The sequence below is a fragment of the Sphingobacterium tabacisoli genome, assembly GCF_017908035.1.
GTDB classification, from domain to species: Bacteria; Bacteroidota; Bacteroidia; order Sphingobacteriales; family Sphingobacteriaceae; genus Sphingobacterium; species Sphingobacterium tabacisoli.
Genome location: NZ_JAEQMU010000001.1, coordinates 206401 through 223567 on the forward strand (window position 1 = coordinate 206401; position 17167 = coordinate 223567).

Consider the following 17167-nt stretch of genomic DNA (forward strand, 5'->3'; position numbering starts at 1 on the left):
AAATACAAACAATTATTAATCGAGAATAATAATGAAAACGATAATAACTTTTTTTGTGCGGCGCTTATTAATCCTTTGTTTCTTTCTTGTTTTCGGACAGGTGGAGGGATGGACACAAGTTTGGCATACCGAATCTTTCGAGAATGCGACTGCTGGCCAAGCGACTTTTACCAGCAATGGTAAATCTTTTAGCATAATTAGCTCCAGCACGCTCGAGCCTGGGGGATTCACCGAAACATCAGATTTCAAGATACAGGGAAGCTATCCCTCCACTGGTTTTAATGGTACCATTAACGACCATAAATATATAGACAACGATAGTACAAATGCGTCTACAAATCCAGGTTTTTCCATAAAAACGACCGACGGTTCCAAAATTCAGATTCAGAAATTTTATTTGTTTCTTTCTGATTTTAATACGGTTCAGGTTGATAAGGGGACTGTTCAGATAATTGGTAAACTGGGTGGTCGAGAGGTATTTACCGTCGATCTATCAGATACGCATAATTACGTACAGTCTTTAAGTACTAACAACGGTTATACATTGATTGACCTTGTAATGGCGGGCGGCGTTAATAACAGCTTGGAAATCATTGATGAGTTGGAAATTAAAGCTACCTCTCCGTTCAACTACATAGGTCTGGATGCCTTAACCTGGAGACCCGCTTATTTTTCGGGTCCTACAGTGTTCAAAGCGGGTAAACTTACACCTTTTGCAAGCTGTGCCAACGTCAATTCAGCGGAACAGAGTTTTGATGTGTATGGCGAACTATTAAGTGGCCCTGTAACATTAAGTGGAAACGTTACCTATGAGTATTCCCTGACTAGTGGTTCAGGTTTTACAAACAATCTGTTCATCCCGGCAATAGGTAATACTGTTTCTAAAACAACGGTATATGTGCGTACAGTAGTTGCGGCAGTTACCAGTTCTGGTAATTTGACTTTAGGATCTACCGGTGCTACCAATAAAAATATACCTGTGGCTGCGACATTAACCCCCTTACCTTCGTTTAGCGTACAGCCTACGAATCCCACTGTATGTGCAGGATCTAATTCGAGCCTTTCAACAACAGTTGCCAACGCTTCAGGTGGGCTCCGATGGGAAGTCAATACGGGCAGCGGTTTTACGGCAATAACTGATGGCGGTGTGTATTCTGGCGCGAGTACGGCAGGTCTGTCTATTACTGGCGCAACAGCTGGTATGAATGGCTATCAATATCGATTGAGCGCGACAAATAGTTGTGGTACTACTGTTTCTACGGTGGTAACATTGATGGTTAACGTCGCTCCATCTATTTCTGCTCAACCGACAAATAGTACTACTCTCGTGGGAACTAACACAACTTTTACAGCTACAGTAGCTAACGCCACAGGTTATCAATGGCAGGTTGATCAAGGATCCGGATTTTCAGGTATTGCCGATGGAGGTGTTTATTCTGGCGCTACTACGGCTACTTTAACCATAACTGGGGCGACAGTCGGAATGAACGGTTACAAGTATAGACTGGTTGCTAATGGTGCTTGTACACCTGGAGTTACTTCAAGTTCTGGAATGTTAACCGTAGTCACGAATCAACCCCCTGTTATCAGTAACCTGAACGGTGACGCAGTTACTTACACAGAGAGAGGCGCTGCTGTAGCTATCGATGCAACTTCTAACGCAACCGTAACGGATTCGGACTCTCCGGATTTTGATGGAGGTAATGTGAGGGTTGTGATTACAGCTAATCGTGTAGGTGCCGAAGATGTACTTTCTATTCGCAATCAAGGAACAGGTGCGGGACTGATCGGTGTATCGGGTAGTAATGTGACTTACGAAGGTACTACGATCGGTACTTGGACTGGTGGAACAGGAACAAATGATTTGGTGATTTCGTTAAATAGCGCTGCAACTCCGGCTGTTGTTCAGGCTCTTTTGAGAAACTTGATGTATATCAATACCAATACGACGGATCCTTCCACCTTAGCGCGTACGATAGCAGTCACAATTAATGATGGCGATGGTGGTACAAGTACTCCGGCTAATGTTACTGTACAGATTACGGCCATCAATGATGCGCCAACACTTACTGCGACAGCCATAAACCCAACTTTCACCGAGGGAGCTTCTGCTGTTTCGTTATTCAGTGGAACTACTATAAGTACAATTGAAGCTGGACAGGCAATAAGTAAACTAACGCTTACCGTAGCTAATGTGTCGGATGGTAATCAGGAGATATTGAAAATAGATGGTTTTGATGTTCCGCTAGTATCTGGCACAAAGACCACAGGAACAAACGGGCTTACACTAGATCTTTCTGTAACTGGATCATCGGTGACTGTGCAGCTGAGTAAAGTTGGGGGGATCTCTCCTGCTATTATGCAGGACGTAGTTAACGGAATAACTTATCGTAATGCAAGTGCTAATCCAAATACAGCAAACCGTGTTATAACGTTATCTTCTATACAGGATAACGGAGGCACTACTAATGGTGGTGTCGATATGACAACATTATCGATAGCATCTACCGTAAGTGTCGTCGCGGTGAATGATGCGCCGATAGTAACCACTAGTGGTGGCAATACAACATACACTGAAGGAACAGCGGCTGTAGTAGATGCTGCTCTTACAGTTTCTGATCCGGATAATACAACCTTAGCCTCGGCAACAGTAGCGATTACGGGTAATTTCCAATCTGGACAAGATGTGTTGGAATTTGCCAATAGTGGGACTACAATGGGTAATATAACGGCAGGGCCATACAATAACGCAACAGGGGTATTGACACTTAGCTCTGCTGGAGCAACGGCTACTTTGGCACAATGGCAATCAGCTTTGTCTGCTGTTAAATATGATAACTCGTCGCAAAATCCGTCAACAGCAAACCGTACGATAAACTTCAAAGTACACGATGGTGGTAAGGAATCTGTGGCCGCTACGAAAACTGTCTCCGTGATCGCTGTCAACGATGCGCCTGTTGCTATGAATGATTCTTATAGCGTTGATGAAGATAGGACGTTGATTGTACAAGCGCCTGGAGTATTGGAAAATGATACTGATGTAGAAGGTGATGCATTAACTGCTATATTTGTTACTGGACCTAGCAATGGATCGTTGACCTTAAATGCAGATGGCTCATTTACTTATGTTCCTAGTGCTAATTTCAACGGAACGGATACCTTTACCTATAAAGTGTCTGATGGGAATTTATTTAGTAATATAGCGACCGTTACTATAACCGTTAATCCGGTAAATGATGCGCCTGTAGTGACCGTACCTGTGAGTATTGCTGTAACGGAAGACGTTGCGACGGCGCTTAAAGGAATAAGTTTTAGCGATGTAGATGCGGGTACGAATTCCGTAACAGTTACTTTTTCTGTGCCGACTGGTACGCTCAGTGCGCCATCAGGAATGGGTATCACAGTAGGCGGAACGGCAGCAATCTTGACACTTAGTGGAAGCGTTTCTGATATCAATGCCTTTATCGCAGCTGGAGCTGTAACATTTACCACGGCGAGTAACGCAACTTCTAATGTGACATTGACGGTATCTATTAACGATAATGGACACACGGGCGGAACAGCCTTGTCGGATTCCAAAACTACTCCATTATTGGTTACCGCTGTCAACGATGCACCGGTCAATTCCGTACCTGGAGCGCAATCTGTGGATCAGGATGCTACATTGGTATTCAACAGCGCAAATAGTAATATGATCTCCATATCGGATGTGGATGCAGGATCTTCAGATGTTCAGGTCAATTTAGTCGCAACGAATGGCCGAATGACGCTTGGCAGCACTAGTGGACTTTTGTTTTCTGTGGGTACCGGGACAAATGATGCATCCTTGACTTTTAAGGGAACAATAGTAAATATTAATAACGCGTTGAATGGACTTGTATTTAGACCAACCCCAGGTTATAATGGACCTGCTTCCTTACAGATAATAACAGATGATCTGGGCAATTCGGGCTCGGGTGGGGCTAAAACGGATACCGACAATATAGCTATTACAGTCAACTCGATTAGTCCGAAAGTAATTTCGGTCAGCGCTTCAACGGCTAATGGTACCTATAAAGTAGATGATGTCATTGCACTGACAGTGACTTTCGATCAGACGGTGATGGTCAATACAGGTGGGGGTATACCTACCCTTTTATTGGAGACGGGAGCAATCGATCGGATGTCAACTTATGTAAGTGGTGACGGAAGTAATACCTTGACATTTAACTATACGGTACAGTCTGGAGACATATCTGCCGATCTGGATTATCAATCGACTGCAGCACTTTCTTTGAATGGTTCGAGTATTAAAAATATCCACGATGACGTTGCCATATTGACTCTGCCAACTGTTGGCAGTTCAAATTCCATTGCTGGGCAACGTGCTATTGTGATAGATGGAGTTGTACCTACAGTGACATCGGTAGCTGTGCCTACAAATGGCTATTATCTACTTAATCAAAACCTGGACTTTACGGTTAACTTCTCGGAAGCTGTGCTAGTAAATACGGTAGGAGGAACGCCTCGACTATCGCTTACGATTGGGGGACAGACGGCATATGCGAATTACCTGTCTGGTTCTGGAAGCCCTGCACTCGTATTCCGCTATGTAGTGGTTGACGGCTTGGAAGACCATGATGGTATTGCAGTAGGTGCTTTATCATTGAATGGGGGTACCATCAGAGATGCTGCAGGCAACAATGCGGTGTTGACACTCAACTCGGTTGGAAATACTACAGGTGTAAAAGTGGATACCAGACCACCTGCTGTTCCCGCTACTTTTACAGCTATAGGTCAGAACGGACAGGTCTCGCTCGCTTGGTCTGCTAATATGGAGCCTGATTTTGAGAAATACATACTCTCTGTAAAACCTGAAGGTGGGGTGAAAACACATTTGACAGATGTAGTAAAAGGAATAGAAAGCTATACATATGCAGGCCTTCCAAATGGAAAAACGTATGAGTTCTATTTGGTGGCAGTGGATCAGATCGGTAATACGAGTGCGGAAGCATTGGCTTCTGCAAAAACGATGGGCGAACAGTCGATCAGTTTTGCGGCATTAGCCAACCTAACTTATGGTCAGCAGGGGGTAGTATTGACTGCTTCTGCAACATCGAATCTTGCTGTGTCGTTTGTGTCGTCTGATCCGAATATTGCCGAAGTATATCAGGACAGCAATGACGGTGGTAAATGGAAAGTGAATGCGAAGAAAGTGGGAACGGTAACTATTACTGCTACGCAGACCGGAAATAATGAATACTTGCCTGCTTTATCTGTTTCGCAGTCATTAACTATAGTACCTGCTATTCTTACTGTAACAGCTGATGCGAAGACGAAAGTCTACGGTGAGTCTGATCCGGTATTGACCTATACCGTTAAAGCATCTGATCTACGTAACGGTGACGTGGCTTCTGTGGTGACAGGAAAGGTAAGCCGTATTGCGGGAGAGGATGTTGGTAGTTATACTATTGGACAGGGAAATCTATCTGCAGGTGGAAACTATAACATTAGATATGTAGGGGCGGATTTGAAGATTACTAAAGCAACGCTATCTGGGCTGAAATTCGTAAATAAAGAGGTGGTATACGACGGGACCGCGAAGTCAATCCAATTGGATGGTAAGCTTCCTATAGGCGTGACGGTATCTTATCAAAACAACGATAAGATCAATGCCGGTCGTTATGAAGTGAAAGCGGTTATAGCAGAGACACCGAACTACTTTGGCGAAACCTTTACAGCAACCTTGTTGATCCGTAAGGCTAAACAGACGATCACCTTTATGACACCAGAGGTATTAGGACGTGATGCGGGGAAAGTTGCTCTGGATGTACAGAGTAACAGTGGACTTCCTGTGACATTGACCGGGGACGATCCGATGGTGGCTACAGTATCGGGAACAGAATTACATGTTCACCGCCTGGGTACGGTGCATATCACGGCTATGCAATCCGGCAATGAAAACTATGAAGCAGCAAGTCCGGTGACGGTTTCGGTACGTGTGGCCAATGATGCTTCGGCACCGTTGCCTATACGTGTGCATCAGGCATTATCGCCAAACGGTGACGGTATCAACGAGTTCCTTATTATAGAAGGTATCCGCGATTATACGGACAATAAGGTGACCATCTTTGATAAGAACGGTTCTGTACTGGCCGAGATCGAGGGCTACGATAACAGGGATAAGGTGTTCTTCGGTAGAGACCACCGTGACGGCACTTATTTCTATTATATCGATTTGAAGGATAATGGCGTATGGAAGCGGGAGAAAGGATATTTTGTGATTAGGCGTTAGGTAAGGTTAGGTGATAAGGTTATAAAAGTTATGGAGGTTATGACTTCCATAACTGTATAACTCCTTAACTACATAACCATATAACTCCATAACTACATAACAATACAACATGATAACAAAAAATACAATCATAACCCTATTATCCCTACTGCCACTGTGCGGTATGGCACAGCATGGGGTTAGCTATAACCAATTTGGTCAGTTGCGCAACAGTTTCAATTCTTCGCTAAGTACGATGGATCAGGGAGGCAGTTTCGCGGCTTTGGGCCGTAGTCAGTGGACCGGTGTGGATGGTGCGCCCAAATCGGTGTGGGTGTCGGGTCATGGTATGGTGAAGAACCTGGGACTGGCCATAGGAGGGGACTTTAAAAATGCCTCGCTGGGTGTGGTGCGTGAAAATGAAATTACGGCCTATGCGGCCAAAGCGGTGCAACTTGGGGAGAATGAGTACCTGAGCCTATCGATGGGCGGCGGACTCTTATTCTATCAGGGCAACTACCGGCAGCTGGACGATCAGGATCCGGCCTTTTCGGAGGATGTACGTGGTACGGCAGGCGTACTGAGTGTGAGTACCTCATACTATCAGAAGGATCGATTTTACGTTGGGGTGTCCATGCCACGCTTCTCACTGAAACGGAATACAGACCGGGAGTATGAGTTCCGCGATGTGATCTATGTAACGGGTGGGGTATTGCTCCATCTGGACGATACTTTTAAGCTGCGTCCTTCATTCCTGGTGAGTCATATGCAGGAGATGTCACCGCGTTATGATATCAATGCGATGGTCTTTATGGGGCCGAAGATCGGTCTGGGTATGGGCGTACAGAATCAGGGGGATCTATCTGGACTGATGCAACTCAATTTTGGTAACTTCGGTGTAGGCTACAGTTATCAGTTCAGCGTCAGTGGACATACGTTGAACCAGAAGATATCAACCAATACGCATGAGGTCGGTTTCCGGTACCGACTCGGTGGAATGGGGTTACTATAAAAAGCAAAGCGGTCTGAGGAAAATACCTCGGACCGCTGATCGTTTTAGCGAATGCTAGAATGGCTCCCTCTATTTAACAATTACTTAATCGACTCTTATTGACTATCTAATATTGGGCTAATAATTTTGTTGCGTAAAATACACGACACAGTGAAAACCAATATTAAGGCTTATCCGGAACCAAGCACATTGCCACAGGAGGGTTCTGTAACGTTCGATCAGGTCTATGCCCTCTATTGGAAACCTTTGTACCGTACCGCACTCCGTATTCTTAACGATGAGCAAATAGCGGAAGACATTGTACAGGATACCTTTGTGCGTCTTTGGGAACATTGGGATACCATGATCCATATTAATATAAAAGGATGGCTGTTTACCACATCGTATAGACTAGTACTAAAGAGTCTAAAGCAACTGAAATCTCATGAAAGTATCGATAAGGGAAACTTTCCATCACTGTTTGCTCCCGAAGCCGATGCTTCACTTCATTTACGGCAGTTGCAAAAGCAAGTGGATACCTGCATTGACAGCTTACCTGAAAAATGTCGGAAGGTATATACTATGAGCCGGAATGAATACCTATCTGTCAAATGTATTGCATTGGAATTAGGGATCTCTCCCAAAACGGTGGAAGGCCATGTTACCGTAGCACTGAAACGTATACGCGAAAGTATTGGTGCTGTTATCGCGGTACTTTTTACTTGTTTTCTATAATCAATTTTTAATTATTAATCTGATAATTAGGTTTCTAGTGTTTTTTTTGTAAAAAAGTAAAATTTAAACCAAGGGATAGCCCCTGTTTTTGGATTGTATATATAGAAGGAAGAAGCAGAGGCTTCCTCCATGTAAAATTATATAGTCAAAAGATGGATCAGGACCGATTTAGGCAGTTATTGCAAAAGTATGCAGATGGGGAGGAATTAAGTACAGAAGAGGAGCTGCTACTAAGCCAAGCTTATGATCAGGCCTTGGATGAAGAGATGGATGCAGTCAATAGCGATGTGTCTCTTGGCCCAGCAGACTACATTGGGGATAATTTGAGAGAGCGTATCCAGCAGCAGATAGAAACTAAAACTAAGAGACCGTTTCGTTTTCAAAAATTGCAATATGTTGCTGCAGTACTGTTGTTTGGGTTTGTCGGTTTTGCGGGCGCTTATTGGTATCTCGGCTCACCTATAACAAAAGATAAGGAACTCGCTGTAACAAATGATATTCTGCCAGGTGAAAATAGAGCTATGCTGACGCTTTCGGATGGTTCGTTGATTGCGCTGAATGATGTAGAGGATGGAACGATTGCAACGCAGGATGGAGTACGTATTGATAAGGATGCGGACGGTAAGCTCATCTATAAGGTGGGCGAGCAGAAGCAGGAGCTGTCCCATAGGCTCAATACCATTAGTACGCCCAAAGGAAGCCGGTATCAAATCATATTACCCGATGGTTCTACGGCCTTACTGAATGCAGAATCATCGCTTACTTATCCAGTTTGCTTTTCAGAAAAAGAGCGCCGTGTAGAGATGACGGGTGAGGTTTATTTTGAAATCAAGAAAATAGTTGCTTCGAAAGGAACGGGAAATAAACCATTCTTTGTCAAGACAGCCACGCAGGAGGTGCAGGTCTTAGGTACGCACTTTAATATTAATGCCTATACGGATGAAAGTGTCGTACGAACGACACTTGTTGAAGGGCAGGTAAAGGTTAATAGCAAAGATGGTCGATCAGCCTTACTAAAACCGGGGCAACAAACCGTATTAGGTCAATCGCTAGAAGTACGTGAAGCTGATATTCAGGAGCAACTGTCCTGGACGAATGGAGATTTTGTATTCCGTGGGGCAACTTTGGAAAGTCTCCTTCGTCAGGTCTCCCGTTGGTATGACGTGGAGGTTGACTATCCTCCCCATCTCGCAAAGATACGTTTTACAGGAATGGTATCCAGATCGCAACCGCTCTCGGTTATAGCGAAGATGATACAGTCGACAAAAAAAGCAAAAGTGACGATTAAGGAAAGGAGGTTTGTGGTGACGGACTGATAAGGACCAACTAAAGGTAAGCGAACTGCAAAAATAGCCAAAGGTGGTGGTACACCTCTGGCCGGATTGTTAAAATGCTTATCAAGACATTGCTAGAACAATATTCATCAATACAATTTTAACATTAACAAAAGTATGAAATATTCACTTGAAACCTGCATAGCAGGTTCCATGAGGTCTTTAAAAAATAAATTATTTTCTCATGAATATTCTCTATGGTTATTAAGGAGTAATAAAATACATAGAAATTTTCACCAATGCATTCGAGTCATGAAGATAATCATGTTACTTATGACCTGCTTTTTGATGCAGGTGAACGCATACACATATGCCCAGCGAATCAGCATAAGCAAACAGAATAGCAATGTACATGCAGTATTGGAGGAGATCCGTAAACAGGCAAAGTATGATTTTTTCTATGATATGGAGCTGTTTTCCGCTGCGAAGCCAGTTAGTATACAGGTCAGAAATGCAACTATAGAGGAGACTCTCCAAGCACTGTTTGATGGAAAGCCCTACAATTATAGTATCGATAATAAATTGGTTACAATCTATGCGGCCCCACTGGCTAATTCTCAGAAAATAGTTCATAATAAGGTGCTACAACAGAAGGGACGTGTATCGGGTAAGGTTCTGGATGATAGCGGGCAACCACTGGCAGGTGCAAGTATTAAGGTGTTGAATAGTAGCCATAGTGTCCGGAGTGCGGTAGATGGAACTTATACGTTGATGCTGGAGCCGGGTGTCTACACGATGGAAGTAAGTTATATTTCCTATCAAAGTAAACGCATTACCGATGTGGAAGTAAAGTCTGGGCAGGCGACATCGCTTAGTGTTTTGCTTAAAAATGCGACCAATGAGTTGGATCAGGTTGTGGTGACGGGAAGCTTAAAAAAGGAAAACACGGCCGCGCTTTACGCACGACAAAAAAATGAAGCCGGTATTTCCAACGGTATCTCGGCCGAACAGATCGGAACGCTTCCCGACAAGAATATCGGTGAGACTTTAAAGCGTATCTCGGGTGTGAGTACAAATGATAATCGTCGTGTGGTAGTACGGGGTATTGCCGAACGTTATAATCTAGCCATGATGGACGGAGCGGTGTTGCCAAGCACGGATGTACAGATCCGTGATTTTGAATTTGATATTGTGCCAGTCAATCTGATTGATAATGTGGTTGTATCCAAGACCTCAACACCTGATATGAGCTTTGGTTTTGGTGGTGGCTTGATACAGATCAATACGTTGGCTATTCCCGACCATAACTTTAATACGTTTAGCTTTGGTGGCAAATATGTAAAAGGGAGCACGGGTAAGGACTTCTTGGGTTATGGACGTGGTAAATACGACTACCTGGGATTTGATGACGGTATCCGGGATCATTTTCCAAAGGATATCTTGGTCTTTAACGGCGGTAATTATAACCCTCTGGATCCTTATGGTGCACGGATGCCTGGATTTGAGCCTATTACACCAGAGATGATTGCTGAACAGAATAAGCGTATCGGTGGATTGGAAAGAATGGGAACACGTGTATACAAAACTGCTCCTGGCCAGAATTATCAGTTTAGTCTGGGGCGTAACTATACCTTAAAGAATGGAAAGTTTGGTTTCGTGGGATCATTAAGCTATCGTAATGAACAATCTATAGATGATATCTCGCATTTTGCACGGGGCAATTGGGAAAAAATCGGAAATACAGTCATCGATGCCGAGACGGGAGCGGAAATCAATCCTACATTTGCCAATCAGTATAATTTCAATACCAATTGGGGCGGTCTATTGAATCTAGGATGGAGTAGCAAGAACCACAAGATTACATCGCGCAACTTTTACTCACGCGTGTTCAGTAATCAGTTTTCACGGATAGTTGGTTGGGGCAATGAGATCGGTTTTGAAGATGGTCTGGCGGAGATTCGGGAATACGACCGACCTAAATTTATCGATCTGCTACAGAACCGTATTAACGGCGAACATACTTTGGGGGCATTCCGTGTGGATTGGAGCTTATCACGGAATAAGGTGAGCAATCTGGAACAGGATGCGGTAGAGGCTTGGTTGTCACCGACCAGGACCATGAATGGTGTGGTTTATAATGTGACACCTAGTGGGATTACGAATCCCGGGGGAGGTACTTTTAATCGCGCACAATACAAATATGATGAAACGAATAAGGCGGCAGAGTTGGCATTGAGTTATAGTTTTAATATTAAAGGACTTAAACAGATTGCTAAAACGGGGTATCAATACATGAATAGGGAAGGGACGTACGACTGGACATTGTTGCCGATTGGTACAGTGCAACCTCGGGGTGGCGTCTATCCTTTTGTCCCCGTACAGGAATGGACGAAGTATCTAGAGTTCAACGATCCAGCTAAAGATCTTTTTTACTATCCTGCAGGCTTCTCGTACAATGGGTATCAGGGGAAGAACAACAACCAGGCGATCTATGCTATGCTGGATAACCGTATTACGGACTGGATCCGTTTGGTGTGGGGGGGACGTGCCGAGTATTATAAGTACGAGAGGATTAAAAATGGTGTAAATGATTTAGCGACCAGTGATCTGATAGAACGAGGAGAGAAGCAACGTTATGTAGATCCCGTTAGTGGGAAGATTGTGAGCTCTTTTGCAGATCCGGAGTATGAGGAAAAAACATGGCGCTATCTGCCATCAGCCAGTCTTACGGTGACCCCATTTGAAGATTTCAATATCCGCGCGGCCTATTCACAATCGGTAATACGTCCTGCCTTAATCGAAAACTCCCGGATGATCCGTTTTGATCCCAACATATCGGCATATCGGAGTAATGAGGGGGTGTTATCGACACTTATTGATCACTATGATGCGCGGGTAGAGTGGTATCCTAAATCGGGCGAGGTGATCTCCTTTGGATATTTCTACAAGTATTTTGATAAACCTGCAGAGATCTATCGTAATCAGCCCGATAATACAGGACGGGTTTATGTGGTGACCCGTAACTCGGAATGGGCCAAGGTGAGTGGATGGGAGTTTGATATCCGTAAGAGCTTAGGATTTATTAAACCGGAATGGCTATTTCTCGATAACCTGTACCTGAACGGTAACATTACAATACAGAACTCAAGAGTACAGGCCAGTACCTTTCTCGGGCAGGCGATGACTGAGGATAAGTATGGACGTAATTATGTATACCGTACGAAGAAGGCACAGAATGAGAAGCGTCCATTGTATGGACAGGTTCCTTTACTCTATAATGTAGGTTTACAATATGATGGAGATCGAATCGGAGCCAATATCGCCTTCAATCATATGGGCTATAAAACCTTTACTACAGGTATGACTCCTGATATCGTAGAGTATGAACGTCCACGCAGCCAGTTGGACGCACAGATCAGTTACAATTTTTTACGAAGCAAGAAGTTGAAAACGAAACTTAATATGAGCAATCTGCTCAATGATCCTTATCGTTTTTATATCAATAGTAATGACACGTATAAGCTTCTTGACAAATGGAAGAATACTCCTCCTAGTGGTATTGCCGCCACTGAATGGAGTGATATATACGAATGGAAATATGGGTTCTCCCAGCGTTACGAGGAGGGATATTACGAAACTTCGAAAGATGGCAAGACTAAACAAAGAGTAGGGGACAAGGATACTTTTACACGTAGAGTAGGTACATCGTTCAGCCTCTCGGTATCTTATTCTTTCTAAATAGAGCAATTAGTATAAACTGACGCAGTTGGTGAAATAAAAAACGAAACAGATGAACAACAGTTATAAAAAAAAGATCTCAGAGCTATTTGCCCGAATTCTGTTTATAGGTATGGGGCTCTCACTACTTTTAGGATGTAGAAAGGCGAGTGAAGATTTCCTGTATAAAGGTGATATGTTGCCCGTGACTATTAAAGGGTACAATGGTGGAAGCGAGTATATGGAGGTCAAAATAGATACCGTAAAGTTTAAATCGATCATCTCAACAGGACGATTTGATTTTAGCGAGGCCTATCTTTTTCCTGAAAATAAACAGACAGCAAAGTTGGTGATAACGGAAAAAGATACGAAGAAAGTGGTTTTGGAAAGGGAATTGAAAAAGGGAGATGGGGCAGCTACTATCAATTTTTTGTATGCAAATGATAAAGTGAGTGATATGCCTGATATTCCTGCTTTGGAACAAGGTAAGCTGAAATTGATTTACATGTTTAAACCGACAGTGACCAATTATGCTGAACCGGTAGATATTGTGCTCGGTAAATACTATTGGACACCCAAAGTTTTTGAAGAAATTGATAGAATTAAAGATGTCAAGCCTTACGAGTTTACTAAGCCGATTACGATTGCTACTTTCCCTACGGTAGGACAGCAGTATAATGGACAGCCAACGCTAGTTTCATTTGTAGCCTACATTTACAAAGCAGGAACGAATGAGTTGTATACCAAGGGCACCGAATATGGTTGGCATGCTACTTCTTCGACGGCTCCAAAACCAGGTGCTAACGCCGCCGCCTCTAAATTATATGTTTTTAAGGAAGCTCCGGCTGGTGGTAATATGCAGTTTTTCAAAGAATTGGAACTTTAATACAGAACAGAAAATGAGAATGAAAATTAACTATATCAGAACTTCACTTTGTTGCATACTATTGTCTCTGGTATTTGTAGCGTGCAATAAGGAAGACATGATCCGTGAGAAGGCCATGCATATCATCATTAATGGGTATAATGGTGATGTCAACGAATTGGAGGTTACGATAGATACGACTGTCTATGATAAGGCTACGAAAAATGGCAAGTTTATCCTCCAACCTGAATCGGTTATAGGTTTTAATGTGGTGTATACCTATAATCCGGTAGTCAGAGAACAGATACTCCGTATCAAGAATACGGGGACAGGTAAGGTGATGTACACAGGTGCATTACCGAATGAAGGGACTAAAGCAATTTTTAATTTTATTTATCTCGATGGTAAGGAGCTGACGCTCGAAATACCTCAGCCCAATCCGAGTACTAACAAGCTCGGGTTTTACCTTAACAATACGGGAGATAATACTCCTATTGATATTTTTCTCTATAGAAAGGATGAAAGTAATGGAGCAGAATACAGAGCGTATCTTGCCAAGAATATTTCTCCTAATAGTTGGATCTATACCGATTATATCGCGGCACCGGCTTTTGATGATAAGAATAAAGTGAATAAGTCAACCATCTGTTTTACAAAAGCAGGAACTACCGATGAGTGGGCTATAGAAGGGGACAAAAATCAGAGTGAGGTATCCGCTTTTGGTAAGGGGCTGCCTCTTGCGGGAGAAAAGGGACTTGTACAGCCTTATTTCTTTACGCCAAATGCAGGGGTACTCACACATTCGAGTTTGTTTTTCTATCCGGACCGATCGAACTAGTACATCTTAAGATTTATAAAATCCTATTAGGGGGACCTGTTTTTTGATTTTAGGTCCCCCTTTATTATATTTTATATTCGTCAGAACTGATCTAATTACCGGCTTATTCTATAAGAAAAGCCTGCCAAAAATATTCTTCCTGCCTGTCCGGGCATAAGTTGGTGCTTGAAATCAAGGATATTGTCTACGGTAAGGCGTATTTTCATGCGCTCTTTTAAGACGCGTTTTTCAAAATAGGCATTTACCAAAAGGTGCTCAGGGACAAAATGATCGAATCGGTCTATAAAATCATTGCCATTGTAATCGGCAAAAGGATATTTGCCTCGGTAGTTGATCCGTAAGGAAGCGCTGCTGTTCCATGGGCTGTAGGTGTAGAATAACTGCGCATTGAGCATGTGTCTGGAACGGTTGATCATGCCCCAGTAATCCCTTACTCCAGGTGAAAATGATTGTCCCGTGGTAGGATCATGCAGATTCTGGTTATAAGGCCAGTTGCCAGTGCGGATGCTGTCTCTGACACTCTCGTCTTTGGCAATGAGATACTGATAGCCGAGTTGTATCTGAATCTCATCAAGGGGATGCCATTGGACATTGGCTTCAATGCCTTTGTTGATGACCTTGGGTAGATTTTGATAACTATACAACTGACTGATCTTGGTTCCTGTCGCTACAGGAATGGGGTCTATCTGATTGCGTAGATAGTGCTGAAATACACCTGCTTCTACAGCTAGCTTTGCGTGGGGTTTCCATTGGGCACCTAGATTAAGCGATGTGCTTTTTTCGGGTTGGAGATTCTGATCGAGACGGTCGGCTATGCGGAAAATTTCACTGATTTCCCCCCTTTGCTGCATTTGATCTAAGGTCTGTTTCAATACCTCGTTACCAATAACGAGGTAATTGGCAGCAGGATTAAAAAATACAAGGTAGCGCATACGGAAATCCGGAGCTTTGAATCCGGAACCGATACCGGCTTTGAAAGACAATTTTTCATTGAGATAATATTGTAGGCCTGCACTAGGATTGAGTTTCCCTCCGTAGGATCCTGTATGGTCATAACGTAGCCCGCCCCGTAGATCGAGGCGTTCGACAATACGTTTGTCTCCCTGTAGATATGCAAATAGGGTGGTAAGATTGGGAGTACTACCGATGGTCTCATCCTGCATATACTCGATACTGCCACCGAGTCCTCCGGTGAGATTGAACCCGCTGCGGTAGTTTTTGGCAAACTGCTGTTCGTAGCGATGCACCATCTGTGTAAATTGAAGCTCACTGTTATTACTATTTTGTCCCTGCCATTTGGTGAATTGGTCTACTTTGTAATGGGAAAGATAGTAACGACTGACGCTACGTATATCTGACCTAAAGGTATGTTCTAAACCCAAGGTATAGTTGATGTCTTGTTCGTTTTGTTTGTCCTGTCCCTGCCATTGACTATCCCAGTTTTTGGTCATGTCCGATGTGCGAGAACCGTAACGGAGGCTCGTACCTAGGTAGGTGTTTCGAGCTATCTGATAACGTATTCGGGCCTGAGTGTCGAAATTGCTGTAGGGAGGACTGGACTGTCCGGATTGTAGATAGGGATTGGTATTGAATCCGTCGGTGCGGTAATAGTTGGTACTGATGTGTGCCGAACCGCGCTGATGGGCGAAAGGTGCCTCTGCATCTAGGGTGGCATCTATAAGATGTAGACTGCCATAGTGCAAGGCAAGTTGTGCCTGTGGCTCGATGGCACCGTATCGGGTGATAATATTGATAGCACCCCCTAGGGCATCGCTCCCAAAGAGACAGGAGGAGGCGCCTTTGATAATTTCTATGCGTTCGATATTGGCTACACTGATGCGAGATAAGTCGAAATTGCCATTGTTGCGGCCTATCATAGGTTGGCCATCGATGAGCACCATGACATACTCGCTGCCGAAGCCCTGTAACTGTACACCTACGGAGCGACCACCGCCCGATACATTGTTGACAATAGCGATACCGGTCTGTTCTTTGAGTACTTCATCCAATCTACGACTACCCATCTGTTCGATAGTCTGCCTGCTGATGACCTGTACGGGCATGGCCGACCGGTTCATTTTCAAAAGCTGGTCAGGCGATATCGGTGCGCCAACGGATTGTTGGATATCTACCTCGTCAATGAGCACGGTTTCGTCGGGTAGAATGAAATTTTTTGTAACTGTTTGATCTGCTACTATGATGATTGTATCTAACAGTTCAGCAAAATCCCGGCGAGCGATAGCGATATGATAGGTGCCGGGATAAAGGTTTTTGATTGAAAAATACCCCTGCTGGTCTGACTGTACGCTGTGCTTATCTGGTTCTAAAGAAATGGTAGTCCCATGAAGGAGCTTGCCATTGGCCGTTGAAACGGTACCGCTGATACCGCCTGTCTGGGCATGTAAAGATAAACCAGATAGTAACAGTATACTGAGCATAGCCATATAACGAAAATAAGCAAGGCGTGTGTTCATGATTACAGGAGATAAATCGT

Annotated in this window: 8 protein-coding genes; 7 read left to right on the plus strand and 1 reads right to left on the minus strand. The window is 43.7% G+C overall.

The window, feature by feature from the left end:
- The first annotated feature begins 31 nt into the window (after window positions 1-31).
- The 7 genes from JKG64_RS00790 to JKG64_RS00820 all read left to right on the plus strand — a co-directional run bounded on the left by JKG64_RS00790 (window position 32) and on the right by JKG64_RS00820 (window position 14673).
- A complete protein-coding gene (locus tag JKG64_RS00790; RefSeq protein WP_210352436.1) occupies window positions 32-6274 on the plus strand; it encodes a tandem-95 repeat protein in 6243 nt (2080 codons plus the stop codon).
- A 109-nt stretch (window positions 6275-6383) separates the two neighbouring features.
- On the plus strand, window positions 6384-7265 hold the full coding sequence (locus JKG64_RS00795) for a PorP/SprF family type IX secretion system membrane protein (RefSeq protein WP_210352437.1): 882 nt from the start codon (window positions 6384-6386) through the stop codon (window positions 7263-7265).
- A 150-nt stretch (window positions 7266-7415) separates the two neighbouring features.
- Entirely contained in the window at window positions 7416-7979 is a 564-nt protein-coding gene (locus JKG64_RS00800) for an RNA polymerase sigma-70 factor (RefSeq protein ID WP_210352438.1), read from the plus strand.
- A gap of 152 nt (window positions 7980-8131) precedes the next feature.
- Entirely contained in the window at window positions 8132-9295 is a 1164-nt protein-coding gene (locus JKG64_RS00805; RefSeq protein WP_210352439.1) for a FecR family protein, read from the plus strand.
- A gap of 270 nt (window positions 9296-9565) precedes the next feature.
- Window positions 9566-12991 carry a TonB-dependent receptor gene (locus JKG64_RS00810; RefSeq protein ID WP_210352440.1) on the plus strand — a complete coding sequence of 1142 codons (3426 nt, stop codon included), beginning with the start codon at window positions 9566-9568 and terminating at the stop codon, window positions 12989-12991.
- Between the two features lie 52 nt (window positions 12992-13043).
- Entirely contained in the window at window positions 13044-13856 is an 813-nt protein-coding gene (locus tag JKG64_RS00815; protein WP_210352441.1) for a hypothetical protein, read from the plus strand.
- 13 nt (window positions 13857-13869) lie between these two features.
- A complete protein-coding gene (locus JKG64_RS00820) occupies window positions 13870-14673 on the plus strand; it encodes a hypothetical protein (protein WP_210352442.1) in 804 nt (267 codons plus the stop codon).
- Between the two features lie 95 nt (window positions 14674-14768).
- Here JKG64_RS00820 and JKG64_RS00825 read toward each other — a convergent pair whose 3' ends face one another.
- Window positions 14769-17147: a TonB-dependent receptor gene (locus JKG64_RS00825; RefSeq protein WP_317195817.1), complete on the minus strand. Its 2379-nt coding sequence runs from the start codon at window positions 17145-17147 to the stop codon at window positions 14769-14771.
- Window positions 17148-17167: the final 20 nt, after the last annotated feature.